The 23,852-nt window shown below is 48.6% G+C and carries 25 protein-coding genes; 3 read left to right on the top strand and 22 right to left on the bottom strand.

Going from position 1 to position 23,852, the window contains the following annotated elements; translation table 11 throughout:
• Positions 1-2: 2 nt before the first annotated feature.
• From VGS28_04510 to VGS28_04455, 12 genes are all read right to left on the bottom strand, one after another.
• Positions 3-1,265 (bottom strand): family 1 glycosylhydrolase, encoded by a 1,263-nt coding sequence (locus VGS28_04510; GenBank protein HEV2413032.1) that lies wholly within the window; start codon positions 1,263-1,265, stop codon positions 3-5.
• Positions 1,266-1,304: 39 nt separating this feature from the next.
• Positions 1,305-1,862, bottom strand: a complete 558-nt coding sequence (locus VGS28_04505) for a CDP-archaeol synthase (GenBank protein ID HEV2413031.1) — start codon at positions 1,860-1,862, stop codon at positions 1,305-1,307.
• A gap of 54 nt (positions 1,863-1,916) precedes the next feature.
• Positions 1,917-2,432, bottom strand: a complete 516-nt coding sequence (locus VGS28_04500; protein HEV2413030.1) for an NUDIX domain-containing protein — start codon at positions 2,430-2,432, stop codon at positions 1,917-1,919.
• Between the two features lie 11 nt (positions 2,433-2,443).
• On the bottom strand, positions 2,444-3,832 hold the full coding sequence (locus VGS28_04495) for a glycine--tRNA ligase (protein HEV2413029.1): 1,389 nt from the start codon (positions 3,830-3,832) through the stop codon (positions 2,444-2,446).
• Between the two features lie 154 nt (positions 3,833-3,986).
• Positions 3,987-4,670, bottom strand: coding sequence for a DNA repair protein RecO (gene recO / locus VGS28_04490; protein ID HEV2413028.1), 684 nt, complete (start codon positions 4,668-4,670; stop codon positions 3,987-3,989).
• Entirely contained in the window at positions 4,670-5,047 is a 378-nt protein-coding gene (locus VGS28_04485) for a response regulator (protein HEV2413027.1), read from the bottom strand. Before VGS28_04485 ends, recO begins: the two co-directional genes overlap by 1 nt.
• The gene (locus VGS28_04480; GenBank protein ID HEV2413026.1) at positions 5,044-5,751 is read right to left on the bottom strand and encodes a HAMP domain-containing sensor histidine kinase; all 708 of its coding nucleotides are present in this window, start codon (positions 5,749-5,751) and stop codon (positions 5,044-5,046) included. The genes VGS28_04485 and VGS28_04480 overlap by 4 nt, the downstream gene beginning before the upstream one ends.
• A 78-nt stretch (positions 5,752-5,829) precedes the next feature.
• Complete coding sequence (locus VGS28_04475; protein HEV2413025.1) at positions 5,830-6,489, bottom strand: hypothetical protein; 660 nt, start codon at positions 6,487-6,489, stop codon at positions 5,830-5,832.
• Positions 6,490-6,532: 43 nt separating this feature from the next.
• Positions 6,533-7,030, bottom strand: coding sequence for a hypothetical protein (locus tag VGS28_04470; protein HEV2413024.1), 498 nt, complete (start codon positions 7,028-7,030; stop codon positions 6,533-6,535).
• Positions 7,031-7,249, bottom strand: coding sequence for an exodeoxyribonuclease VII small subunit (gene xseB / locus VGS28_04465; GenBank protein ID HEV2413023.1), 219 nt, complete (start codon positions 7,247-7,249; stop codon positions 7,031-7,033).
• Entirely contained in the window at positions 7,233-8,414 is a 1,182-nt protein-coding gene (xseA, locus tag VGS28_04460) for an exodeoxyribonuclease VII large subunit (GenBank protein HEV2413022.1), read from the bottom strand. The genes xseB and xseA overlap by 17 nt, the downstream gene beginning before the upstream one ends.
• A complete protein-coding gene (locus tag VGS28_04455; protein HEV2413021.1) occupies positions 8,415-9,431 on the bottom strand; it encodes a lysylphosphatidylglycerol synthase transmembrane domain-containing protein in 1,017 nt (338 codons plus the stop codon).
• A 68-nt stretch (positions 9,432-9,499) separates the two neighbouring features.
• Between VGS28_04455 and VGS28_04450 the strand changes: the two genes are divergently transcribed.
• Together VGS28_04450 and VGS28_04445 are read left to right on the top strand one after the other, a co-directional pair.
• Positions 9,500-10,675 carry a hypothetical protein gene (locus VGS28_04450; protein HEV2413020.1) on the top strand — a complete coding sequence of 392 codons (1,176 nt, stop codon included), beginning with the start codon at positions 9,500-9,502 and terminating at the stop codon, positions 10,673-10,675.
• Positions 10,676-10,685: 10 nt separating this feature from the next.
• The gene (locus VGS28_04445) at positions 10,686-10,958 is read left to right on the top strand and encodes a 50S ribosomal protein L27 (protein ID HEV2413019.1); all 273 of its coding nucleotides are present in this window, start codon (positions 10,686-10,688) and stop codon (positions 10,956-10,958) included.
• A gap of 7 nt (positions 10,959-10,965) precedes the next feature.
• On the opposite strand, the gene VGS28_04440 is transcribed toward VGS28_04445, so the two are convergent.
• Together VGS28_04440 and VGS28_04435 are read right to left on the bottom strand one after the other, a co-directional pair.
• Positions 10,966-11,346 (bottom strand): response regulator, encoded by a 381-nt coding sequence (locus VGS28_04440; GenBank protein ID HEV2413018.1) that lies wholly within the window; start codon positions 11,344-11,346, stop codon positions 10,966-10,968.
• A 44-nt stretch (positions 11,347-11,390) separates the two neighbouring features.
• On the bottom strand, positions 11,391-12,545 hold the full coding sequence (locus VGS28_04435) for a S41 family peptidase (GenBank protein ID HEV2413017.1): 1,155 nt from the start codon (positions 12,543-12,545) through the stop codon (positions 11,391-11,393).
• A gap of 121 nt (positions 12,546-12,666) precedes the next feature.
• Between VGS28_04435 and VGS28_04430 the strand changes: the two genes are divergently transcribed.
• Entirely contained in the window at positions 12,667-13,713 is a 1,047-nt protein-coding gene (locus VGS28_04430) for a peptidoglycan bridge formation glycyltransferase FemA/FemB family protein (protein ID HEV2413016.1), read from the top strand.
• 2 nt (positions 13,714-13,715) lie between these two features.
• Here the strand turns inward: VGS28_04430 and VGS28_04425 are convergent, their stop codons facing one another.
• From VGS28_04425 to VGS28_04390, 8 genes are all read right to left on the bottom strand, one after another.
• Positions 13,716-14,933 carry a CHAP domain-containing protein gene (locus tag VGS28_04425; protein ID HEV2413015.1) on the bottom strand — a complete coding sequence of 406 codons (1,218 nt, stop codon included), beginning with the start codon at positions 14,931-14,933 and terminating at the stop codon, positions 13,716-13,718.
• A 56-nt stretch (positions 14,934-14,989) separates the two neighbouring features.
• The gene (locus VGS28_04420) at positions 14,990-15,979 is read right to left on the bottom strand and encodes a permease-like cell division protein FtsX (protein ID HEV2413014.1); all 990 of its coding nucleotides are present in this window, start codon (positions 15,977-15,979) and stop codon (positions 14,990-14,992) included.
• The gene (ftsE, locus tag VGS28_04415) at positions 15,976-16,659 is read right to left on the bottom strand and encodes a cell division ATP-binding protein FtsE (protein ID HEV2413013.1); all 684 of its coding nucleotides are present in this window, start codon (positions 16,657-16,659) and stop codon (positions 15,976-15,978) included. Before ftsE ends, VGS28_04420 begins: the two co-directional genes overlap by 4 nt.
• A gap of 58 nt (positions 16,660-16,717) precedes the next feature.
• Positions 16,718-18,061, bottom strand: coding sequence for a UDP-N-acetylmuramoyl-L-alanine--D-glutamate ligase (gene murD, locus VGS28_04410; GenBank protein ID HEV2413012.1), 1,344 nt, complete (start codon positions 18,059-18,061; stop codon positions 16,718-16,720).
• On the bottom strand, positions 18,048-19,430 hold the full coding sequence (locus VGS28_04405; GenBank protein ID HEV2413011.1) for a hypothetical protein: 1,383 nt from the start codon (positions 19,428-19,430) through the stop codon (positions 18,048-18,050). The genes murD and VGS28_04405 overlap by 14 nt, the downstream gene beginning before the upstream one ends.
• 56 nt (positions 19,431-19,486) lie before the next feature.
• Positions 19,487-20,569 (bottom strand): peptide chain release factor 2, encoded by a 1,083-nt coding sequence (gene prfB / locus VGS28_04400; GenBank protein HEV2413010.1) that lies wholly within the window; start codon positions 20,567-20,569, stop codon positions 19,487-19,489.
• A 5-nt stretch (positions 20,570-20,574) separates the two neighbouring features.
• Entirely contained in the window at positions 20,575-21,861 is a 1,287-nt protein-coding gene (locus VGS28_04395) for an insulinase family protein (protein ID HEV2413009.1), read from the bottom strand.
• A 7-nt stretch (positions 21,862-21,868) separates the two neighbouring features.
• A partial coding sequence (locus VGS28_04390; protein HEV2413008.1) for a preprotein translocase subunit SecA occupies positions 21,869-23,852 on the bottom strand: 1,984 nt, incomplete at its 5' end.

Raw genomic sequence — 23,852 nt, 5'->3', positions numbered from 1 at the left:
CCTTATAGCTTTCGCACTCGCTTAATCAGCCTGCCGTATAGAATGGCGCTCTGTCGTACTGTCCGCTCACCAGTCTTGTAGTCAACGGCTACTAATCCGAACCGCGGCCAAAAGCCGTAGGCCCATTCGAAGTTATCAAGCAAGCTCCAGTGGATATAACCATCAAGGTTAACTCCCTGCTTCATAGCTCGATGCATAGCACCAACCGTTTCGGCTATCCACCACTTACGATACTGGTCTTTTCTATCTGCCACTCCACTCTCGGTGATAATGATCGGCTTCCGGTAGCGATACCAGAGGTCGACAAGGACATGCTCAACATCTTGCGGCTGCATATCCCAGCCCAAGTCACTGATGCGTTCGTTTGGATTATGGACACGATATCCATAGTAGCGGTTTGAGAAGTAGTAGTTGAGGCCGATAAAGTCGAGGTGGCGGTGAACTCGGTTTAAAAAGAAACGAGACGTGCTCCACTTCACAAGCCTGGCTGTAATTTTACTTACGATCGCGTTATCCCCAGCATAGTTGTGGGCAATATTGGTCGACAGACCAACAATGAATTTACGGTTGATTGTCTTTGCGGCTTTATAAACTTTACGGTGAGCATAGCCAAGATTTAGGTAGACTTTGAGGGTAAGAAGTTTACTCTCTTTCTGTGGCGGCCATTCACCTGTCGAATAGCCCAGCGCCGAGTAGACTTCAGGCTCATTGATTGTCGTCACGTAGCGAAACTCTTCACCCAGCTCGTCCAGTATCTTTGTAGCGAAGCGCACGAAATACTTAACATTCGCTCGCTTCTCAAACCCCCCTTTTTGGACAAACCATTCCGGCATTGTCCAATGCCACAGGGTAACAAACGGCTCGATGTTACGTCGTTTCAAAGCGTGTATGTACAACCTGTAGTGTTCGACAGCAAGCGGGTCCCATTCACCTTCTCTCGGCTCAATTCGGGACCACTCGATACTAAAGCGAAAAGCATTCATGTTCAGCTTGGCAAGAATATCAAAGTCCTCTTCGTATCGGTTGTAATGGTCGACCCCTTTACCCGATATATAGTTACGAGGATTGGTGGCCTGCTCTTCTATCTCATCCCAATCAGGTAAGGTGTTTAACCCATAACGGGCCTGCTGTGCAAGCGTTGGCGCGTTTTCAAGCTCCCAGATCGTCCATTGATCTCGGTTTTTACCCTCGACTTGATGTCCTGAAGTGGCCGCTCCCCAGAAAAAACGTTTGGGGAATGTAAGTACTGGTTCTGATCGGCTCATAGGCTGTACTCATTATACCCAATAAGGCCAGTAAAGTAGCTATATCGGTCGCTCTCTAAAACCGGTCAAGTAGCCCACCCAAACTGTGACGAGATGAAGCAAGAACCAGACCAGAAGGATGAAGAGATATTCATAAAAGCTCATCCGGATAAACGGACTTATCGCCAGAAGGCCGCCAATCACGTAGTCGATCTGGTCAAATGGAAACCAAGTATGCCCGGATTCAATACCTATCTGACGCTTGAAGAAACTTTCGATGGCATCTCCCACAAGAGCGCCAAAACCAAAAGCAGGACCGACGACCCAAGGGTTGAGATGCGCATAGTTAATACCTCTAGAAGCTGTAATCGCCCAATGATGATGCATATAAGCGAATCTCTGGAGCCAAAAAACAAGACTCGAAACTACCATCGCTCCGAGTAGGCCACGCCACGTCTTATTGGCACCCAATATTGGCTTACCCCTCAACTTCTTGCCGAAGTCCATTGGCTTATCCAGAAATTTTAGTACTCTGAACTTGGCCAAGAAGACCGGTGTTGCGTTTGCGAGACCAGCGGGTATAAAGACCCATAACGCGAAGATGATCTGTTTATACATATAACTCAGACTCCTCAGCTACTTTCGCAATATCACGACTAGCATACCACAGTGCTACAGAAGGCTCAGCTGAGAAGAAGGGTCATCCTTTTCTGGTTTATTAATATCAACTGAAAGATGAGTGGCTAGATTTTCGATGAACGGTACCTGAGCCTTGAGGATTTTATTCTTGGCTGTAACGAGAGTGAACCATCTGGCCCTGTCAACTTCCGGAAACTCTTGCTGCGTTCCAGAGCGAGGTGGCCACTCCATGCTAAAAGTATTGCTCACGAGCATGTTCGGGTCCAAATCGCCTTCGCCTGCCCATGCAGTCACGATCTTACCGCTACTCATCTTAATTTCGCCTATATCAATAAGCTCTTTAGCTGGGACTTGATGGCCAATCTCTTCCATGAATTCACGCTGTGCGGCATGCTTCGGATCTTCGTCTTCGCTAAACTCACCTTTTGGGATAGACCAAACACCCGAATCCTTCTTCGCCCAGAAGGGACCACCTGGGTGAGCAAGTAATACCTCAACATTCCCACCTACACGCCTAAATAAAAGTACTCCGGCACTGTGTTTTGGCACTACCACTCCTTTTATCGAATTGCCGCTTTGAGGTTGTCGACAAGTTCGTTCTTTGCAATCCGCTTCTGCTCTGTAGTATCCCTATCGCGGACGGTCACCGTGCCATCTTCAAGTGTCTGGAAATCGATAGTGACACAGTATGGTGTCCCAATCTCATCCTGACGACGATAACGCTTCCCAATATTACCGTTGTCGTCCCAGGCGACAGCCCCAAATTCTCCCTTAAGCAGGGTATGTATTTCGGCTGCTTTTTCAACGAGCTCTGGCTTATTCTTCAGTAACGGGCTAACTGCAACCTTTACAGGTGACAACTCCGGATTGAGCTTGAGCACAACACGTTGCTCCCCATTCAATTCCTCCACATGATATGCGTCACTCAGAAACGCTAAGAACATACGCCCCATACCCACTGACGTTTCTAGAATCCAAGGAATGTACTTCTCTCGCGAAACCGGATCGACATACGATAAATCGGTCCCTGAGAACTTAGAGTGTTGAGTCAGATCGTAATCGGTGCGATCATGTACGCCTTCTAGTTCATCAAACCCATAGGATGGGAAGTTGTATTCAATATCCCATGCATCAGACGCATAGAACACTAGATTATCGTGCTGGTGCCAACGTAAGTTCTCGGCCTTGATACCCATTTTGATATACCAATCGAATCGAGCCTTTTTGATGCGCTCATACGCCTCTTTGTTCTCATGAGGGCGTACAAAGTACTGCGTATCAGCCTGCTCCATTTCGCGTGTACGGAAAAGGAAATTGCGTGGAGATATTTCGTTACGAAATGCTTTACCAATCTGTGCGATGCCGAATGGTATCTTGGCTGGCGTGGTATCAACGACATTCTTAAAATTAAGATAGATACCTTGGCACGCTTCACCCGGCAAATATACTGGATGTTTCAGGTCTGGATCGCCGCTCAAGTCACCCATATTAGTCTTTACCAACAAGTTGAAAGCACGAACCGGCCCAAATTCTTTGTGGCCGCAATTCGGACACGGGATCTTGTCACGGTTTTTATCAAAGAGCACATTGAGCTCCTCTTCACTCATCTTTTCATCGGCTTTTACCCCGACTCTCTCAAGCTCTTTATCAACGCGGATACGCATATGGCAGTTCTTGCACTCAGCAAGCGGGTCGGAAAAACCGCTAGTGTGACCTGATGCGTCCCAGACCTTTGGCTCTTTAAATATTGCAGAGTCGAGACCATAAAAGTCATCACGGTCGTAGACTTGCTCTTTCCACCATGCCTTCTTGAGATTGTTGAGTAACTCTACGCCGTATGGGCCGAAGTCGTACATACCAGCCATCCCGCCGTATATCTCGCTTCCGGGGTACACAAAACCTCGTCGCTTGGCCAGACTGATAATGTCGTCCATTTTTACGTCACTCATGATAAAAAGTTACCTTTCAAAGTTACTGATTGTTCGGAAATATAAGAGAAACTTAGCGTAGGCTTTCGCCAACACCTCGAACTGACCCGTAACCAGTTGCAACTTTGAGTGCATTCATTCTGAAGGCAATTATAACTGATTATCTATCAGAACACTACTGAGCGCTCGCAAGGCGAACGAAGTTTAAGCATGCTGGCAAAAGTGTGCCGACGTCTGCCACTTGTGCCAGCACGGCTGGCGAGTGTTTCTCAGCCAAGCGTAGTAGTTTTATGTGATCGGCAGTTAGATCACCTCGTGGGCTACTCACTAAACCTCTTTCGTTCGGTTCAAAGACGTAGCACTGCTCAGGAAGGAGCCTATCCCCCACTGCATCACGTTCAAGTGAGGGTAAGCGCCCGAGTATATCTTCGAGATGCAGCCTAAACCAAACTTCGACGACCCCCGGAGGGATTCTGGTGTTATCTAGATAGATGAAAGTATGTTTGAGCAACTGATAAAATTCGGGCCCTAGAAGATCTTCCGTACTTTTATGCAGTAACTTGATCGCTTCGTAGCCAAACTCCAGACGGTCATAGTCGCGCATGATGTTACCGTAGAAGTGTTCGAGCCGCGCCGACGAGACAACATCTAGCTCACCTCTCCCTTCGACGAGTGTGAAGATGCTCTCCGCAAAGAACTCAATACTGCCAGCTAGTCTGCTCTTACTCTTGCGGACCCCCTTCGCGATCGCTCCCACCTTGCCATGTTCAGGCGTCAATAAGGTCAAAATTCGATCGGCTTCGCCGTAATCTACGCGACGTATGACGAGGCCATTCGTTCGGTACTGCCGATACGGCATTAGAAGAGCCTCTCAACCGCCACCACAAGTGTCTGCATCGATGAATCCATCTTGTAGACGTAGTCAACAACCCCATACTGATGCCATTGGTTTCGGTTCAAGGCGCAGCGCTCTGGATGTATAGCGCTATGCAGAATAACCGGGATTTTTGAATAGTAAGGATGTGATCGGAGTTCGTGTAACAGTGCGACGCCATTATATTCGGGTAGTGTTAGGTCAAGAACGATGGCCTCAGGAGCTTTGACCTCGATTGCATCGATAGCCTCTGGAACATCACCAGCAACTCCCACTTCAAATTTCGATTCGAGAGTGACGCGGTACAAATCTGCAAGCCACGGATCACCTTCTATGATCAGAACGCGGCGTTTGTTCTTCATGGGCTAAGAAATGATAGTTGTTGTGAGCTGAGCAGGTCAACGTATACTCCAGTGTGGCTCGGTTTCCGCTCTAATCCAAGCTTTCCGCTCATCGCACCCACTAGCTGGCGAGCGATATAGAGGCCGATGCCGCTAGTGCCTCCTAAGCTTGGCGCGGCTTCCAAGTATGTTCCCAGATTCCGTTCAAGCTGGCTCAGGTCTCTCTGGCTTAGAACAGCCCCCTCGTTACGGATTGTAAGTCTTGAGAACTCGCGATGTTGCCTGTTGGTTATCACTATCTTACCTTTGCCCTTGCCATGACGAAGGGCGTTGTCTAGCAGGCTATAAACAACCTCACCAAAGAAAGTCTTATGAGCTACAACCATGTCATTCCGCTGACGAAGCGAGGTAATAATCTCGCGATCGATTTTCTTGCTGTATGGAGTGAGTTCGTGGACAACCTCTTCGACAACCTGAGATACGTTGACTGGTTCGAGGGGAAATTCAAATTGCGCTTGAGCCACTTGGTAGCTATCGACTAGGCTTTCGGCCAAACGAAGGCTGTATCCAGACGAGAGCAGGATACGTTCGAGCATCTCGCGCTGGTCCGGGTTGAGCTTACCGTGATTAAGAAGATGGGTTGAGAGGCCGTTTATAAGGAGCAGGGGCGTCTTTAACTCATGGGCCGCTGCAATCAACGGCGAGATTGGCTGTTGTACGTTCACCTCCTCCATAGATCTACAACAAGTGTACCACGTCCAGCGTGGTACAAGGCGAAGCAATAACCGATCTCTCGTTAGCTGTTACGGGCTCCAAGTCAGACTGGGTAGAACGGTGTTGGTAAAGTCTGCTAGGAACGACGGTGATTGTGAAGATAGCTCAACCGTGCCCCCGCGCAGCGGGAAAACAATCATAGTGCCGGTGATCGTGTTGCTAATGGCGCCACTCAATTCCATGCCGTTACCTCTAGCTAGTTTGACAGGAGCTGCAACGAGTCCGTTCCCAACCTGTCCTTGAAAAGATTGCAACGAATTCGAGTAGGTGTCTGACGTATTAACTGAAAGTTCGAGAGCATAGGGGTCGTTGTTACTTGTTGGAGGTACCGAGTTCGGGTTGAAGTATGCCGTATAGGTTCCATCACCCGTACTGCCATCATCACCGACGTAGACACTCCATGTCCTTGGGAAGTTGAAGCTAACGCTCCCAAATTGCTGAGGAGCAGTGTAGCGTACATAGGGTTGCTTCTCTTCTTGTGCAAACTGGGCCTGTAGTCGCGCTTGTTGCTGAGTTTCAGCAGCTGCAACAGCCACCTGAATTTTTTGATCAACGTTGTTCTTATAATCTTGAGCGCTACCGTATTCCTTGACCGCAAAGACTGCCAGGCCGGCCACCAAGAGACAGAGCACAATAACCGGGATAAGCAGTGAGTCTATCACACCAGCTTGAGAGTGATTATGCTTCATGATTACCCTTATCTTACGCACCACAGCAATATCTGTAAAGTGCTCAAGTGTAGCGGTAGAAATATAAGGCTCCACTTCGTCTTACTAGACGCTTGCCCGGAATCTCAAAGGCATAACTGACAACCGTGATCGGATGGCCAAGCCGCTTTGCTTCACTACGCATTTTCCGATCAAACTTTCCCATAAACCGAGTATGGAGAAAAGTGTAGACAACTGTTGTATCCGATGGCAACCTGACCATCCACAGGTCTGCCAACCTCATGTGACCTTTACTGAAGCGCAGGCACCGTACCCATGCTATAGCAAAGACGATTGGACTCAGCTCGTAACCGTACGATATCACCCCCTTTGATGAGGCAGCCCTGACTAGTGCACCGTCACCAGCGCCAAGGTCTACAAAGACATCACTCTTCGACATCTTAAGGTCTTTGAGTAGCGTTCGAATATCTTTCCCATGCGTCGGTAAATATGGTGCCCCCCGAAAGACTACAAAACCAATAGAACCTACCAGGACGGCCGCAACTGCCCAGATAAGACTCATCTACTCTGTACTCTGAGCAAACTTCCGCTTGATGACCTCGACCTTGTTCTCGGCCTCCTTGAGTTCTTTTTCAAGCTCTTTAGCGAGTTGCATGCCTTGCTCGAACTTTTTCATGCTCTTATCTAGATCAACATCTTCAGATTCAAACCAACTGACAATCAGTTCAAGCTCTTTGAGCTTCTCCTCGAAGCTACCTTTTTTATCATCCGAATTTGACACCTTTGACCTCACTTTCGATTGACGCATCGCGCAGTCTTACTTGTATCATATCTCCTTCTTTCAAATGAGTGCCAGATGAAATTACTTTACCACCCGTACCCCGCACCAGCGCATAACCTCGCTGTAAAACAACATTCGGATCTACTTGACGAAGGACTCGTTCCAATCCACGTAGTTTCTGCCTAGTCTCACCCATTTTGTAGCCCTCCGCCGCCACGAGCCTATCCACTAATACTGTTACGGCTAACTGTTTATCGTCTAGGCGCAGTGCACGCATCAAGATCTGTTGAGCATTCGTTATCTGATTGCGCATGGTATCGATGTGGAGAGACATATTTCGTTGGATCTGGTCTCGCAGGTACTTTACCTGTTGAGACACTTCTCTCTGGTCAGGGACCAGAAGTTGTGCAGCATTACTCGGTGTTGCCGCGCGGAGGTCACATACGAGGTCCGCAAGTGAAGTGTCTACCTCATGTCCAACTCCAACCAGAGTCGGAATCCGGCTTGCTGCAATCGCCCGGGCCAACAGTTCATCATTATAGACAGCTAGATCGTCTGCACTTCCTCCGCCCCTCACCATAACGAGTACTTCAACTGGATGAGCCTGCTCGTTGAAATACTTAACGGCGGCAATATTTTGGTCAATTGCTAGCAACCCTTGCACCTGAACGTTAGCTACTTCTATCTCTAGCCCTCGCCAACGAGCGTTGAGTATCTTCATGAAATCAACGTAGCCTGCCGATTCAACAGAAGCAATCAGGCCAATGCGGAGCGGAAAATGTGGGAGTTGTCGCTTGCGACTCTCGTCTAGCAAGCCTTCTGCTTCTAACTTGGCCTTGAGTAACTCGAAGGCTTTCTTGATACTCCCCTCACCGACTGGCATCACTTGGTCGATGTTGAGACTAAACTTGCCCCATTTAGTGAGACGAGGTTTAGCCAGAACCCGAACTCGCATGCCATCTTCAAGAGGTTGTCGTAGTGTCCAAGCCATCATGAAGCAGCTAAGCGTCACTTCATCGTCTTTCAGGTCAAAGAAGACATACTTACCCTGGCTCAGCTTAAACGAAGCAATCTCACCTTCAACGGTAACCGTCGGGTAAGCTATCTCTAGCGTCTGATTAATTAAGGCCAGGCATTCGGCGGGTGTTAAGACGAACTCTTCCATTTAAAGCGTATTCTTCTCTCTCAGAAACTGACGGTAGAAATAGTAGCCAACAGGCACAAAGACCACGATATTAACTACCCGGTAGACCAAGGTTGCCGAAAGGGCTAAAGCGGCGGGTACCCCAGCGGAGGCCATGATACCAGTCATTAAAAATTCATAAAGGCCAATACCGCTGAAAGTCGAGATAAGCCCAGCAAAGTTAGCAACCGCATAGGCAATGATGATAGCTCCCGGGTTGATCCAGTGACCTTCTGCGACAAAGGCCATATAGATAACCGCCAACTCAGTCACATTGTTCATCAACGCCCAAAAGAACGTCTTTCTTAACTGTGAAAGGTCACTGGTGATTTCGAGGTAGTCATCGTGGAGTTCACCAAAGACTCGCTCCACTTTCTCAACACTGATGACTTCGTGTTCCTTATTGCGATAGAAGTGGCGAACTGCCCAGTTGACTATCTTGGGGACGAAAGCCGTCACCGTCTGTACCCGCCGCCTGTTGCTAACGATATAGATCATGATAATCGTGCCGACAATTGTCAGTGTCGTAATCGACGAGCCGATGAAGATTGTTAAATAGTTTGCTTTACCAACAATGGCGAGTAGGAGCATACCGAGAAAGAGCAGTGGTACGTAGGTAATGAAGGTCAGAACAAAGCGAGCCCCCTGCACCATCGTTGAGTGAGCTGTCTTGATACCAAGCGGCTTCATGCGAAGGGCAAAGTACGAGAAGCCTGAAACTCCCCCAGTCGGGAAGACAATATTAACAAAGTTGAGCTCAAACGAAGCCTTCATCAGTTCCCATATACGAACCTTGTCACCAAGGACGAAGAAGTACTCCTGACACATCTTGGCTTCAGCCCAATAGTTGCTGAGTTCCAAGGGAATCAGTAAAGCAAGAGGGATGAGACTAAGTTTGCTTAAGTGGCTATAGACTTGTGAAAACTGGTGCCGCATGAGCACTATCAGGATCACGAGCGCGCCAAGAGTAATGATATTCAGCAGGATCTTGCGTTTCATCGTTATCTGCGATTATACCTTAATCATTGATCTCGCACAGACGACCATTAGGCTATAATATCTGTGAAATGCACAATAAAATCTGCATTCTTGGTAGACAACCCGAACTATCGCTTGCCGAGCTTGAATCCATTCTCGGCCCAGCAAATATGCAGCCGGTCAACGATCAGGTTGTTATTGTTAACGATAGTCTGGACCTGCTCGTTCAAGACAACCTCGGCGGCACAGTGAAGATCGCCAAGCTTGTCAAAGAACTCTCAACCACTGACGTGGTTAATATAGCCGACGAGCTCAAAGACTGGGTTGGGGCATACGCTTCCTCTCTTGAGGAAGGCAAGTTTAACTTTGGGATAAGTTGCTATGGATTAGCTCTTAGTTCTCACCGTTTACAGGCGCTCGGCCTCGACTTAAAGAAATATATCCGTCCAATCTATCCGTCTGTTCGTCTTGTTACCGCTACGAAAGGTATTGAACTGAGCAGCGCCCAGATCATTCACAACGACCTAACAAAAGGCCACAACCGCGAACTAGTCGTTGTTGGTGGTAAGGAAAAGACCTTTCTGGGATGGACTGTCGCAGTCCAAGACATTGAAAGCTACAGCACGAGGGACTTTGGTCGCCCCAGAAGGGATATGGTTGTCGGCATGCTACCTCCAAAACTAGCCCAAATCATGCTTAATCTAGCTGAGGCGGGACAAGGTTCTCTCGTCTTAGATCCATTCTGTGGAACTGGCGTGGTCTTAATGGAGGCTTCTCTGCGAGACAGCACGCTTCAGGGAAGTGACCTTAACCCTAAGATGATCGAATATACGAAAGCCAATCTAGAATGGCTATCAAGCCATGGCGGGGACATTAATACTTCCGCCAAGCTTGCGACTGCAGACGCTAAGACGCATACATGGAAGCAGCCGGTCGGCCATGTAGTAACCGAGGTTTATCTTGGCCCTCCACTTGCAAATACCCCAGACCGGGCCAAATTAGATAAGATCGTCGAAGATTGTAACGGGCTTTTGCGTGAGTTCCTGGTCAACCTTTTACCGCAACTCACCGAAGGTGTTAGATGCACTATTGCCGTTCCAGCTTGGAAAACGCAGCAAGATTTTCGCCACCTACCTCTTATTGACCATCTGGGAGAAATCGGCTATAATCAGCACAGTTTTTCGTATGCAGATAACAGAGGTCTTCTCTACTTTAGAAATGATCAAGTTGTCGCTCGCGAACTGTTAGTAATAAGTAGAAAGTAGTGAACCCACTATGTCACACGTAAAGGCTGCGGGTGCAGCCCGAAACTTAAGCGATTCTCCAGGCCAACGTCTCGGCGTTAAGCTATTTGGCGGCCAGGCTGTTAAAACTGGACAGATTATCGTACGACAGGTTGGCTCTACTAAGCAAGCCGGTCCTGGCACTTTTCTTAGCCGAAACTTTACTATCCACGCTGCTAAAGATGGCATTGTCCAGTTCAAGCGAGTTAAAAGTCGTAGCTACAGCGGCAAGAGTTCATTCAAAACACTCGTTACCGTTGAGTAATTATCTCTTATTTCATTCCTAAGTGGTACTTGATGCGATCAACAACGTCGCCGATAACCACTTGTGATTTAACGAGGTAGTCGTCAACACCAAGCTTTTCGGCTCGCTCTTTATCCTTAGCCTGCCCAAGAGCCGTCAACATGACGATGCGAATATTCATAGTCTCAGGGGTATTACGAAGGATGTCCAGAACATCAAAACCAGTGATCTTCGGCATCATAGCATCGAGAAGGATAAGATCTGGCTTGAACTTGATGGCAGCCGAGAGTGCATCCTCTCCGTTACTAACATGCTCTACCTCAAAACCTTCAACATTAAGACGGGCAAGATATACTTTTGCCAGTGCTTCGTCGTCTTCTACTAAGAGAATCTTCTTCTTTGAATCCATTGCCCAGCTCGTACCCTACGATGATTCAATCTAACCTCTTTATCTTACCTACCAGTCTGGAGAAATTCAACAGCCCGAGCCTTTTGCGGATCCTGTCCAGAATTTACGTCAGACGTAGTCATAGGCACCACTATCTTCGGTGTAAGGCCTTGATGGTTGATGTTTTGGCCGTTTGGTGTGTACCATTTGGCAACTGTGATCTTTACCTCACTCCCGCCAGTCAGATTGAAGATCTGTTGGACGACACCTTTACCGAATGTCTGTGAGCCAATAAGGGTAGCAGCGTTATTATCGCGGAGTGCACCAGAGACGATCTCGCTCGCGCTAGCCGTCCCACCGTCAACCAACACTGCCGTCGGTATGCCATGGAGAGTATCATCGCCAGTTGAAGTAAGACTATTAAGTACAGTGCTGCCAGCACGCTCTTGAACGATCTCAGTGCCCTGTGGCAGCCAGAGGCTGGCTACATCAACACCTGCCTGTAAGTAACCTCCACCATCCCCACGCAGGTCTAGGATAATACCTTTTACGTGCTGATTGGTGAAGTCTTGTGCGGCTTTGTTTGCAAGCCCGGCAGTATCATTAGCGAACTGAGTGATAACCATGTCACCTATGCCATTGTTAACGCTCCAAGTAACACTCGGCACCGTTATGTCTTGACGAACAATCTTGAAATCAAGGCTTTGATTACCGCGCAGGATCTTCAGGTCTACCGTCGTGCCCTTCGGACCACGTATATCGTTAACGGCTACATCAATATTCATGTTGGTCGTACTCACCCCGTTGATCGAGAGGATGATGTCGCCTGCCTGCAGGCCTGCTTTCTGGGCCGGGAAGCCTGCGAGTGGCGAAACAATGGTCAGGTTGTTATTACGCAAACCAAGTTGGGCCCCAATACCACTGAAGCTACCGTTCAGCTCGTTATTGAACGAGCTGGCCTGAGAGGCCGTAAAGTATTCAGTGTAAGGATCGTTCGTCGATTGGATAAGGCCGTTCTTCATACCATCGACGAGCTGCTGTTCAGTTAGTTTGCCATCATAGTTGCTCTTAAGAAGCTGATAAAGCTGATTGACGGAGCTGTAGTTAAGCTGTGATGGCAGACTGCTGTTCTGTGTCGACTTGGTAAACCAGAACTTCCCGCCGGCATTATAACCAAAACCAAAAAAGATGATCGCAACTATCAAGTAGGAAACGATCATACCCCAATGTAACTTCTTAAAAATTCCGCTTACTCCACTATTTGAGCGACGCAAAGAGCTCTTATCTGCTTCTATAGACAACTGCACACCCTCCAAGACTTACTGCTTTCATGATACTATCATGGCAAGTGACAAAAGCATAGTGATGGGCCAACAGATTATGGAATATCGCAAAATAGATGAACAAATGTATACAAATGTTGTTCAATCTCATCCTCAGATAGTCTTCCCTGTCGAACAGTCGCCAGAATGGGGCCGATTTCAAGACCATATACCTGACCGGACATACATCGGAACGTACCTTATAAACGATGGCCAGAAGCAGTTAGCTACAGCCTCTTTACTCCACTTTAAGATGAAGGGGTACGGCTACGTCTGGATCAATAATGGCCCGACATTGCTGACCGAAAAAGTATCGGGCCACGAGCTAGCCTCACTGGTTGCTACTCTTAAGCAGCTGGTCAATCGCGAGGTCAACCAGTCATCTCTCTTTATCCGCCTTAGCTTGCCGGCAAAAGAAGGCGGCGTTAGGCCAGCTTACTCAAAGTCACTCCTCGAGCGAACGACAGTCGTCGATCTTACCCAAGATTTCGATACGATACTTGCCAGTATGTCCCAAGGCGCCCGGCGAGGGATGAGAAAAGCCCAGAAAGCGGGTATTACGATCCGTGAAGTACCTACTCACGAGGCAAGCTCTCATTTTGAACCGTACCACGCAATCATGAGAGAAACCGCGGCCCGAGACCAGTTTTTCGCCCACCCTATTGCCACATACACTTCTATGCTCGGAGATCTTGGTGAACACGTTCGTTTTTACGCAGCTTTTCAGAATGATACCCCAATTGCTTGGGCTATCGTTACTATCTACGGACGTCACGGTACATACTACTACGGAGCGAGTAATGAAGCGGCTCGTCAGGAGAGCGCTCCGTACCTGTTGCATATTGAGATTATGCGAGCTCTCAAAGATGATGGGGTCGTTTCATATGATTTCTTGGGAATAGGTAGCCCTAACTATCCCGGCCTGCAGGGTGTCACCGAATTCAAACTCCGTTTCGGTGGCGAAGTCAAAAGCTATCAGCCGACTTATGACTTACCCCTCAAGATGGGTTTATATCGAGCTTGGAAGTTAGCTGAGAAAACAAAGCACAGACTGCGTAATCACTAATTCTAGTGCGTGAAGTGGATGAACTGGAGATTCGGCGTTACCTCAACGTCCATAGTGCTATAGTCACCACTTAAATTCATATCAAAGTTATATTGACTGACGTAGACCCAAGTCTGACCGTTCTGTGAAAATACCGAATTAACAAGCGCCATATGGCCGACACCACCGATCGGCATGTACACTGCTGCTCCAACAGTCGGGTTGCCATCGGCATAAGCGTCACCGTCGGCAGCTAAAGTCCCAATCCACTGGTCAGCATTACCGGCTCCGTTAAAGTCAGGGACCTGATGGCCATATTCATACTGTTCGGCCCAAGCAACATAGGAGACGCACTCTCTGTTATAGAGGCCCCATTGGTCAACGAGTGAGTCATGCGGCGCGTTGCAGTAGACGGCTGGGTAGCCCCCTCCGCAAGCAGAGACGTTACCGCTCAGACCAGTATACGTAATGACTCCGCCGACAGGGCTTGAGCCACCCGAGCCCATCGCCGCGGCGAGTGCTGCAGCCTGCTCGGCTCGTAGCGTAGCTATCTGACCCGAGAGATTGGCGACACTTGCATCAAACTGAGCCTTCTGCTGATTGGTCGCTGCCAAGTCCGCATTTGCCTGCGACTCCTGACCAGCCAATGTTGCATCTAGCTGCTTCTGCTGATTGAGTAAGATTGTTACTTGTTGCTGCTGGCTGGATAGCTTCTCCCTAAGTTGGCGAATCTTACCCATCGTTGTCACGATCTCGTCTTTAACAACGCTGGTGTACTGCTGTTGATTAAGGAACGAGCTTAAATTCTGACTGGAAGCCAGCATCTCGATGGTCGAAGTTTGACCTTGTAGGTACATCGCCTTGATGTCAGCCCCGAGGATCCCCTGTTGCTTGTGAAGCTCAGCTTGAGCAGCAGCAATCTGCTGTGTCAGACTGTTATATTGGGCCGTATTAGCATCAATCTGAGCCTGCACTGATGCGATCTGATTCTCTAGTGTATCTATCTGAGCCTGGATATTACCCGCTTCTTGTCCAAGCTGGTCAGATTGGGACTGAGCCTGTGATTGTTGTTGCTGGAGTTGTTGGATCTGTGTATCAAATTGATCTGCATAGACTGCCACAGGAAGTGAAAAAGCGAGGACAAAAGCCAAGAGTATCCCTCCGTACCCTCTTATGTGCCTAATCTGGTTGAGAAGAGATTTTTTGGGTTTGTTTTTTACGCTTGCTAACAAGTGAAGCATGTGCTCATTTATTATAGGCTATCCTGTCTACCCCAGTCAAGCTAGGGCAAGAAGCTTTAGGCGTCTCGAGTAGTGGTCGCACTCAGCCGGCGTCCAAGAAAACGGCGACGAGTCGGTGTGGCATGCATCTTTAGATACCGCTGTGTAGCTAGTAGAGACGAGAGAATACCTATCAACATACCGACACCAATAACAGCTAGCATGATCCAGATCCGATGTATTGAGAAATAGTGGCTGGTGCTACTGATCTGCGGTATATACGTTGCGATATTAGGCACCTGCGTATCAAGAAGCCCCATGGTAAAAGCGAGCGTTATAGCACCCGCAATCACACCATAGAGTGCAGCTTCGACGATGAATGGCCCGCGGATATACCACTTACTCGCGCCGATAAGCTTCATGATCTCAATCTCGTCGCGTCGATTGAAGATGGCCATTCTGATGGTATTAAAGATGATCAGGATGGAAATGATAGCAAAAACCGCACTTGCCCCTATACCGACGATCCTGATGAAGTGAGCTATTGAGACGATTCTGTTAATAGCCTGCTTACGTACACCCGAATAGGATGGTTCTCCTGACTGGAGATTTAGGTTGGCAGGCTCGCCAACTATATTGGCAATACTCTGAAGCTGATTCGGATCTTTAGGTGTTACTTGGATCGATGCTGGCAGAGGATTGCTAACCTGTGACAGAGCGTTTTGGAGACTAAGATTGTTGGAATTCGCTTTCTCCCAGGATGCCAGAGCCTGAGCCTTACTGGTGTAGGAGACCGAAGCGACGTTGGGTGATGCTCTTAGTTCCTTCTCGAAGCCTGCCAGCTGCTGAGGTGTAATGTTGTCGTTGAGATAAACTGCAACATCTATCTTGCTGGTGAATGATTGGATCAGGCCGTTAAACGTCATGTTGGCGACGAATGTTAGAACAATAATTGTCAGGGTAACTGCCATGATTGCCGTCGCCGCCGTTGAAAGCCACGAGTTGCGAAGCAAGCTTTTAGCTCCAGTATGTACGATCCTCAGAAAAGTGATGAACGAACGCCTCATTGCTGCGTGTAACTCCCCCTAGCTTGGTCTTTAACAACCTTGCCGTGGCTGATGGTTATCACCCGCCTCTTGAGTTTGTTGACGATATCCTGATTGTGAGTAGTGAGGACAACAGTCGTCCCATACTTATTGATCTTCTCGAGAATACGGACGATATCCCAAGCATGCTTTGGGTCAAGGTTACCTGTTGGTTCGTCTGCTAGCAGAATCTTCGGCTGGCGGACAACGGCCCGAGCAATCGCCACTCTTTGTCGCTCACCACCAGAGAGTTCATCTGGGAAGTTACTCTCCTTACCAACCAAACCGACGAGATCAAGAACCTTCGGAACAGTGTGTTTAATCTCCCGATTGCTCATCCCTGCGATTTCGAGAGCAAAGGCGACGTTCTCGAAGACCGTTCGGTTCGGTAGCAACTTAAAGTCCTGAAAGACCGTACCTATCTTGCGTCGCAAGAGGGGTATCTCTCTGTTTTTAAGCGTGTCATAGTCAATACCGCCGACAACGATTTTGCCGGAAGTAGGCTTCTCTTCTCGAGTAAGCAATTTCAGGAAAGTTGACTTTCCTGCCCCACTAGTCCCCACTATGATTACGAATTCGCGTGGTTCTATATGTATGCTTACTCGATTTAAGGCCGTAATGTTTTTACCATATATCTTGGTCACACGGTCTAGTAAGATCACCTGACTATTTTACCATAAGGTTTTAGGGATAACACGCGCAATACACCTCTGTTAAAAGTCAAAGCTCGTCAATATATTTCTTAAAGGCCGCCGAGCGTGCCTCGTAGTCTTTGAATCGTCCAAAGCTTGCCGCCCCTGGCGAAAGAAGTACCACGCCGTTCTTTGGTGTCACCTCGGCAGCTTTTTTGACGGCCTCCTCTAGTGAAGAGCATCTCGTAATCGTATGTTTTGGTAGATCCATTAAGAGCTCAGCAATCGCATCGCCGGTATCAGGTATGGTAAGGACTGTGACCGGCTGGTTTCGTTCCGACAGATACTTCTTCAAAGATGTATAGTCGAGCCCCCTGTCATGCCCACCGACTAGGACTGTTACCTCTTCTCTAGGGAAGGTTTCTAGGGCTGCGATCGTAGCTTCTGGACTCGTCGATAGACCATCATCAACCCATCGCAACCCAGTTTTCTGTGAGATCGGATGTAGCCTGTATGCAAGCGGTGCGAACTCGGCTACCGCTTTGGCCAATCGGTCTCTGTTTTCCCGCAGATCAACATCGAGCATCTCAAGCACACGAAGACAGAGGCAGAGATTGATCTGGTTGTGGCGGCCAAGAAGAGGAATCTTATCTGAAGGTATCAGTATTGCATCCTTAAAAACAACTGCGCCATTCTCATCTACTTTAAGCTGGTTCGACGGGACCCACTCGACTCGTGCCGTGATCGCAGCCGGCAGTCGTCTATGTAGTTCGCTGTTATCTCCGTTTGCCACCACGAAGTGTGGCTTATGGGCAGCTAGGTTAAGCTTGGCGCTGTAGTACTCTTCGACACTGGTATACCAGTCGAGATTTTCCGGGAAGAGAGCCGTAAAGACGGCACCCCATGGTGATCTGTCAATGTCGTACGTCTGATGGCTGGAAAGTTCTGCTATATACCAGCGATGTCCTTTGGGTAGCGCAAAGAGAGGTACGCCGATATTGCCGCCGAGTTGGACGTCAAAGCCTAGACGCTCCATAAGATGCGCGAGTAGACTAGCGGTTGTACTTTTGCCCTTGCTGCCAGTCACGGCTATTGTTTTGTCTGTATATTCATCAAGCCACAGCTTGGTAGCAGATGTAAGCGGAATATTCTTGGCCTTAATCTTGTCGACAAATGGGTGATGCATGGTAATCCCGGGTGATTTGCAGACAATATCAGCATCAAGCAAAGCGGATAGTGCATCACTCCCCTTCTGGACAGTTAGCTTTTTACCACTTTCTAGGGTCAGCTCATCCGGTGTGGAATCCCCTCGTTTGTCGGAAACAAGACTAACGATAGCCCCAGCTTTATCAGCCACGTTAGCCATGATGGTACCCTCGCGGATCACTCCCCAGATTGCAAATTTCTTACCGGCGAGATCACTCAATTTCATCTAATGCTCCCTGAAACTGTCCGGGAATCAGGTGTGATGATGAGGTCTCAAAGACTTCGGCCACTTGTGTCTTGGTCGGCATGACGCTCTCAGGGAGGTCTTTCAAAAGCTGGTTGAAAGTTGCAACGTTATCCCAGTTCCCTGTCTTTTTGGCTAGCTCGAGAGCCAAACGAGTCTCTTCGAGCTCGCCAACGCACTCGAGTGGCTTATGGCCAACAATACCGAGTAGCTCTTGATACCCACGTAGCTGGCTCGGATCAGCCAGTAGGTCTTTGCCGAAAATGCCAAGCAGCTCTTCCTTACTTAAGTAGGGGGCGAGAGCTAGGAAAACGAATCTACATTTATCGCAATTGTCACACCAATCGTGGAAACGTTGTGATGGGTCAAGACGAAATGAGCGGTTACAGCTCGTAAAGACTGCGTGGTACTGTGTTAACTTTGCAAATTGGCGCGCAATCCGTAGCTCTGATAGCGGTCTGAGCAGCGAGAAACACGAAATGTCGAGCGAAACGACTTGTTTGAGTGTATCGGTCAGTAGTTTTTCGGCCTCTAGGCTCTTCGCCCACTGGTGGTTAACCTCGACTCCTTCCCAAGTGACGTTACCGACAGAAGCGGAGCGCTCATTAGAGAGAATAACAGTGCTGTGGCCGTTGAGGATACCCGTAAGTACGCCCACCAATGAGACGATGATGGTCACTGGGACATGTCGTCTTTTGTAGAGCTGTGTCTCGTCGAGCTCAAAGAGATTAGGACTTAGGGTTCGTTTTGCATGTATGTATGGAAAACTAGCCACCTCGGCTGTTCTTTGCATCGGTGCAAATGTGTTAACCGAGAAAAGAAGTTGCTTGTCGTGACCGGAGCTTCGTAGCGATTCAATGGTCACAATAGAGTCCTTGCCACCCCCTATCATAACTACTGGTGTATCACTCTTTTTAAGCACGTTGGCTAACTTAACAGGTTTCGGATCAATTCTCTGGCTAGCTTCTATAGTTGGATGGAGGGCATTTGGCAAGTTATTCGAATAGGCAAACTCAGTCAGCCCTTTGGAGAAAAGAGTTGTTAAAAACTGATTTTCTACACCGCTGATCGGGACTTCGACGCGCACGTTTCTGGGGGCCGCAAGGTTGAAGTAGCTAAGGCCACAGGCTATGAATAGAAGGCGACCTAATCGATCCGCCCCATCCCATATCGACTTATCACTCACGAAGGGTCCATCTTCTGAGGGAATGCCTATACTTTCAGTAAAGTTCAGACGTTGCCCGCTACCTTCAAGCGCGTAGTGCAGTTGAAGACTATGACAGCCATCATCAAACTGAAAGGACTTATAGACAAAGGTCTGAAAATCTTTAGGGTCAAGGCTAGTCTGCATTTAAGAATCCGTCCTTTCTGTCATGCTTAATCGCATTGTATCACGCTAACGGAGGTCTACTTGGTGCTGCTCGTGAGATAGCTATTAATGAACGGATCAAGATCACCATCGAGAACACGCTGCGCATCGTGTTCTTCATGCTTAGTGCGGTTATCTTTTACTAAAGTGTACGGGTGAAGGACGTACGAACGTATCTGATTCCCCCACTCCGCAGATTGGTTCGGACCTTTCAACTCATCGATTCTCTCCTTGTGCTGAACAAGCTGAAGTTGCGCCAGTCTTGAACGTAGAATCTTTAAGGCAGTTTCCTTATTTTGAAGTTGGGAACGCTCATTTTGGATCGTGACAACAATCCCGGTCGGGACGTGAGTGACCCTGACAGCAGAATCCGTTGTATTAACCGACTGGCCCCCATGGCCACCGGCCCGAAAGACGTCAATCTTAAGATCCTTTTCATCGAGTGGTAGCTCTTCAGGGCGGTCGATTTGTGGTAGTACTTCCACCATAGCAAACGAGGTTTGTCTGAGATGGTCTGCGTTAAACGGGCTTAGGCGCACTAAACGATGTACACCATGCTCACCCTTCAATAAACCATAGGCATTCTGACCGCTTATAACGATCGACTCACTCTTAATGCCCGCCTCTTCACCCGCGGACTTATCAACTATCTCGGTCTTCATCTTATGAGCTTGGGCCCAACGAAGATACATACGCTCTAACATTTTAGTCCAATCCTGAGCATCAGTCCCACCTGCGCCAGCTCTAAGCTCAACTACTGCATCGTGATCATCGTATTGACCCGACAGACTGACAGCCAGTTGCATCTCTGAGTATCGGTTCTCGAGTTCTCCGATTTGGCCTACGAGCTCTTCGGTCATCGAAGCATCACCAAGCCGGGCCAACTCCTTCAAATCATTGACATCCTTTTCAAGCTGTCGAAGCGGCTCAATCAGGGTCTTCAGTTTAACCTGTCGTCTCGTTACCTCCTGCGCTCGTAGTGAGTCGTTCCAAAACTGAGGGTCACTGGCCTCTTTAGTGAGTTGCTCGTCCTCTTGCTCTAGCTGACCAATCTTAGCAGTGACAATGGCTTCCCTAATCTTCCCTGACAGCTCTTCAACCTGGCGCTGTACGCTCTCCACGAGACCTACCTCCACAGGATTTGAAGTTTCTCTCTCAGCTTTTCGGCGTATTCGGTACCGCAACTACCAAGCACGCCAAGTCCCCAGACATCGTCTTCAAACATCTCCTGGACCACTTTAACCATCTGCGTCTTGGTGACGGCCTTGATGTGATCGGGAATGTTGTCATAGTCGGTGATTGTTTCATCGTAGAAGTAGCGTGAACCATAGCTTCTCACAAAACTACCGACAGTTTGCGCGCCCATTTGGAAGGCACCAAGTCGGTATTGTTTAGCCATCTCGATATCGTCTTTATCAATATCACCATCGAGAATCTTACGAAGCTGGAACGTCATGATATCAAAAAGTTGTTCAATATTCTTCTTGCTAACTTCCGCTCCAAAATCCCAGGAAGTGTTGTTGCTGCCCATATCAAATGTAGACCAAACGTAGTATGCCAGGCCACGTTCGCGCGCCTCACCAAGGATTAGCGAGTGAAGGGTTGCTGTCAGCATCGTATCAACTAGGTGTAGGGCGTACTGCTCTTCTTCGCTAATGCGCTCCATCTTAAAGGTGCTCAGATCAAATGAGAGGTTTTTAACTTCTTTGCGCTCGACGTAGAGAGCCGAATCGAGCGATCTGATGGTATCGCCTGGGAAAGCAAAACGCTCCCCTCTCTCAAGGTCTGCACTCTCTAACAGTCGCTCGATCTGTTTTCGACGGCCCTTCATGTTGCCAGCAATAACAAATCGGAAGTTGTCGCTGCGATGAGTCTTCTTGTAGTGTGTCTTAACAGCGGCCGTATCGACATTCTTCATCAACTCAAGACGATCTGCATCAGTCTTCAGTCTGCCAGTCGGGTCGAAGGCTTTGTTCAGTTCACTGAAAAGAACTCTGTTGTGGTTGTTTAGAAAACCAGTCAGTTCTTCATGTACGTTGCCATATTCTGCTTTGAACTCTTCCTGAGTAAAATAGGGTTTACTAATAGATAGAACTAGCAGCTCAAGAATGCGCTCCCACTCGAAGTCGGCGCATTCGGCCACATAATACATCGAGACGTAGCCGGTCATCGCATTGTTGTATGCACCATTCTTTTGGAACTCTGCATTAAATTTGCGAGAGGTCCGAAAGCGTTCGTTAGCCCCAAGCACCATATGTTCCATGATGTGAGCCGACTCGTATTGGTCAATCGGTGCGAAGTAATCGCCTGCCCTCAGGTGAAAGCGAAAGCTCATAACTGTTGCATCGGGAACATCCACTAACAAACCACGCATTCCATTTGTCAGGACGACTTCTTCGACTGAATGCTTCATTGTTTCTTTAGTGCTTTCTCGTGTTCTTCTTGCGGTTTTGACGCTGAATCTTTCGTTTCTTGCGAATGGTCTTCTTCTGTTGAGAAATGACAGTGTTTGGATTTTCGAAATCAGCATGCTGCGTGGGTTGACCAACTTCATTAACACCGACGTCTATAGCACCGGCCGCCGCCTTTGTCAGCTCGGTTTCGAAGGCTTCCTCTTCGGCCTTGATAACCTCGCTCTTTTGAATGTGATAGACCGCTCGAATGACCTCCATACGAAGGACACCCTGAAGTGCCTCGTAGAGGCGCTGTGCCTCAGTTCGGTATTCAACAAGTGGATCTCTCTGACCATAGCCACGAAGGCCAATGCCTTCTCGGAGGTGCTCCATGTTCTCAAGGTGACGCATCCAAAGCTGGTCGAGAACGGTCATGTAAACTTCACGCTCAACCCTGTGAATACGCTCAGATGTGAAGTCTTTCTCGCGCTCATTGTAGAGGTTATTTGCGGACCTAATCGCCAACTCTATACGTGCCTTTTCCGGTGAGGCATCGGCGATTTTCTTGATTACCCTCTTATCAAGCGGGATGACCGCCTCAAACTCTTCGGCAAATTGCCGGTTCTGCTTCGGGCTGATAGTTGTTCGCGAGCGCACTTCTTCCTCAATAAGGTCTTTAACGAGCGGGCTGATGTCCTCGCTCTTGAGAATCTCCTGTCGAGTACTGTAGATTGCCTTGCGATGACGGTTGATGACGTTGTCGTACTGAACGACGTGTTTTCGAGTATCAAAGTTGAAGCCTTCGACTTTCTTCTGGGCAGCTTCAAGCGTTCTTGAGAATGCTCTGTTCTGAATCGGCATATCTTCGGCAATTTTAAGCCGTCCCATTAGCGAGGCAATTCGATCACCCTGGAAGATTCGCAGAAGGTCGTCTTCGGCCGAGACGTAGAACTGGGTCATACCTGGATCACCCTGACGTCCACAACGACCGCGTAACTGGTTATCGATGCGGCGGGATTCGTGTCGCTCAGAGCCGATAACAACGAGGCCACCGAGTTCTTTAACACCCTTCCCTAGAATGATATCCGTACCACGTCCTGCAATGTTGGTGGCGAGGGTGACGGCCCCTTTTTGGCCGGCTTTAGCAACAATCAGCGCTTCATGCTCATTGTTCTTGGCATTAAGAACCTCATGTTTGATACCTGCCTTAGTAAGAAGACTGCTGAGTAGTTCGTTTTTTTCGATAGAGACGGTACCAAGAAGGACCGGACGCCCTTCTTTATGTAGCCGCCCGACTTCTTCGATAAGAGCCTTGAACTTACCTTGTTCACTTCTGAACATCTTATCGGATCGATCATCGCGGACAACAGGCCGGTTCGGCGGGATAGCGACCACTTCAACGTCATAGATCTGCTGAAACTCCTCGGCTTCAGTCATAGCCGTTCCAGTCATGCCGGCCAGCTTACCGTACATCCTGAAGTAGTTCTGGAAGCTGATGGTCGCAAGAGTCATTGACTCCTGCTTAATCTCGACGTTCTCTTTAGCCTCAATAGCCTGGTGCAGTCCTTCGTTGTAGCGCCGGCCATGCAGTAAACGCCCGGTGAATTCATCAACAATGATGACCTCGCCAGATGAGTCAACAACGTAGTCTTTGTCGAGCTTAAAGAGTGTCTGGGCGCGTAGAGACTGGTCCATATGGTAGACCAAGTGAACGTTTTCAGGAGCAAAGAGGTTCTCGACACCGAGAATCTTCTGAACCTTCTCGACACCGACGTCACTTAGGGCAACCTGCTTCCTCTTCTCATCCAAGATATAGTCATCAGGAACTAAGCGCTTAGCGATACGTGCAAACGTCTGGTAGTTCTCAGGAGTGCGAGGTGACGGGGCTGAGATGATAAGCGGGGTTCTGGCTTCATCGATCAAGATTGAGTCGACCTCGTCGACGATCGCGAAGTGAAGTCCTCGCTGACGAAGTAGTTCAGTGTCACCCGCTAGGTTGTCGCGTAGATAG

Source organism: Candidatus Saccharimonadales bacterium, from assembly GCA_035945435.1.
In the GTDB taxonomy this organism is placed as follows: Bacteria; Patescibacteriota; Saccharimonadia; order Saccharimonadales; family DASZAF01; genus DASZAF01.
The sequence above is the reverse complement of the archived record's forward strand: the minus strand, read 5'-3'. Positions and strand labels throughout refer to the sequence as shown.

What these genes read in the sequence shown, in the direction of transcription:
- VGS28_04445 (HEV2413019.1), top strand. Translation starts at nt 10,686, where the DNA reads ATGTCACACGTAAAGGCTGCGGGTGCAGCCCGAAACTTAAGCGATTCT.
- VGS28_04485 (HEV2413027.1), bottom strand. Translation starts at nt 5,047, where the DNA reads ATGAAGAACAAACGCCGCGTTCTGATCATAGAAGGTGATCCGTGGCTT.
- VGS28_04420 (HEV2413014.1), bottom strand. Translation starts at nt 15,979, where the DNA reads ATGAGGCGTTCGTTCATCACTTTTCTGAGGATCGTACATACTGGAGCT.
- VGS28_04435 (HEV2413017.1), bottom strand. Translation starts at nt 12,545, where the DNA reads ATGATCGTTTCCTACTTGATAGTTGCGATCATCTTTTTTGGTTTTGGT.
- VGS28_04440 (HEV2413018.1), bottom strand. Translation starts at nt 11,346, where the DNA reads ATGGATTCAAAGAAGAAGATTCTCTTAGTAGAAGACGACGAAGCACTG.
- xseA (HEV2413022.1), bottom strand. Translation starts at nt 8,414, where the DNA reads ATGGAAGAGTTCGTCTTAACACCCGCCGAATGCCTGGCCTTAATTAAT.
- VGS28_04510 (HEV2413032.1), bottom strand. Translation starts at nt 1,265, where the DNA reads ATGAGCCGATCAGAACCAGTACTTACATTCCCCAAACGTTTTTTCTGG.
- VGS28_04505 (HEV2413031.1), bottom strand. Translation starts at nt 1,862, where the DNA reads ATGTATAAACAGATCATCTTCGCGTTATGGGTCTTTATACCCGCTGGT.
- VGS28_04450 (HEV2413020.1), top strand. Translation starts at nt 9,500, where the DNA reads ATGCACAATAAAATCTGCATTCTTGGTAGACAACCCGAACTATCGCTT.
- VGS28_04455 (HEV2413021.1), bottom strand. Translation starts at nt 9,431, where the DNA reads ATGAAACGCAAGATCCTGCTGAATATCATTACTCTTGGCGCGCTCGTG.
- VGS28_04430 (HEV2413016.1), top strand. Translation starts at nt 12,667, where the DNA reads ATGGCAAGTGACAAAAGCATAGTGATGGGCCAACAGATTATGGAATAT.
- recO (HEV2413028.1), bottom strand. Translation starts at nt 4,670, where the DNA reads ATGCCGTATCGGCAGTACCGAACGAATGGCCTCGTCATACGTCGCGTA.
- VGS28_04405 (HEV2413011.1), bottom strand. Translation starts at nt 19,430, where the DNA reads ATGCAGACTAGCCTTGACCCTAAAGATTTTCAGACCTTTGTCTATAAG.
- VGS28_04425 (HEV2413015.1), bottom strand. Translation starts at nt 14,933, where the DNA reads ATGCTTCACTTGTTAGCAAGCGTAAAAAACAAACCCAAAAAATCTCTT.
- murD (HEV2413012.1), bottom strand. Translation starts at nt 18,061, where the DNA reads ATGAAATTGAGTGATCTCGCCGGTAAGAAATTTGCAATCTGGGGAGTG.
- VGS28_04495 (HEV2413029.1), bottom strand. Translation starts at nt 3,832, where the DNA reads ATGAGTGACGTAAAAATGGACGACATTATCAGTCTGGCCAAGCGACGA.
- VGS28_04470 (HEV2413024.1), bottom strand. Translation starts at nt 7,030, where the DNA reads ATGAGTCTTATCTGGGCAGTTGCGGCCGTCCTGGTAGGTTCTATTGGT.
- VGS28_04395 (HEV2413009.1), bottom strand. Translation starts at nt 21,861, where the DNA reads ATGAAGCATTCAGTCGAAGAAGTCGTCCTGACAAATGGAATGCGTGGT.
- VGS28_04475 (HEV2413025.1), bottom strand. Translation starts at nt 6,489, where the DNA reads ATGAAGCATAATCACTCTCAAGCTGGTGTGATAGACTCACTGCTTATC.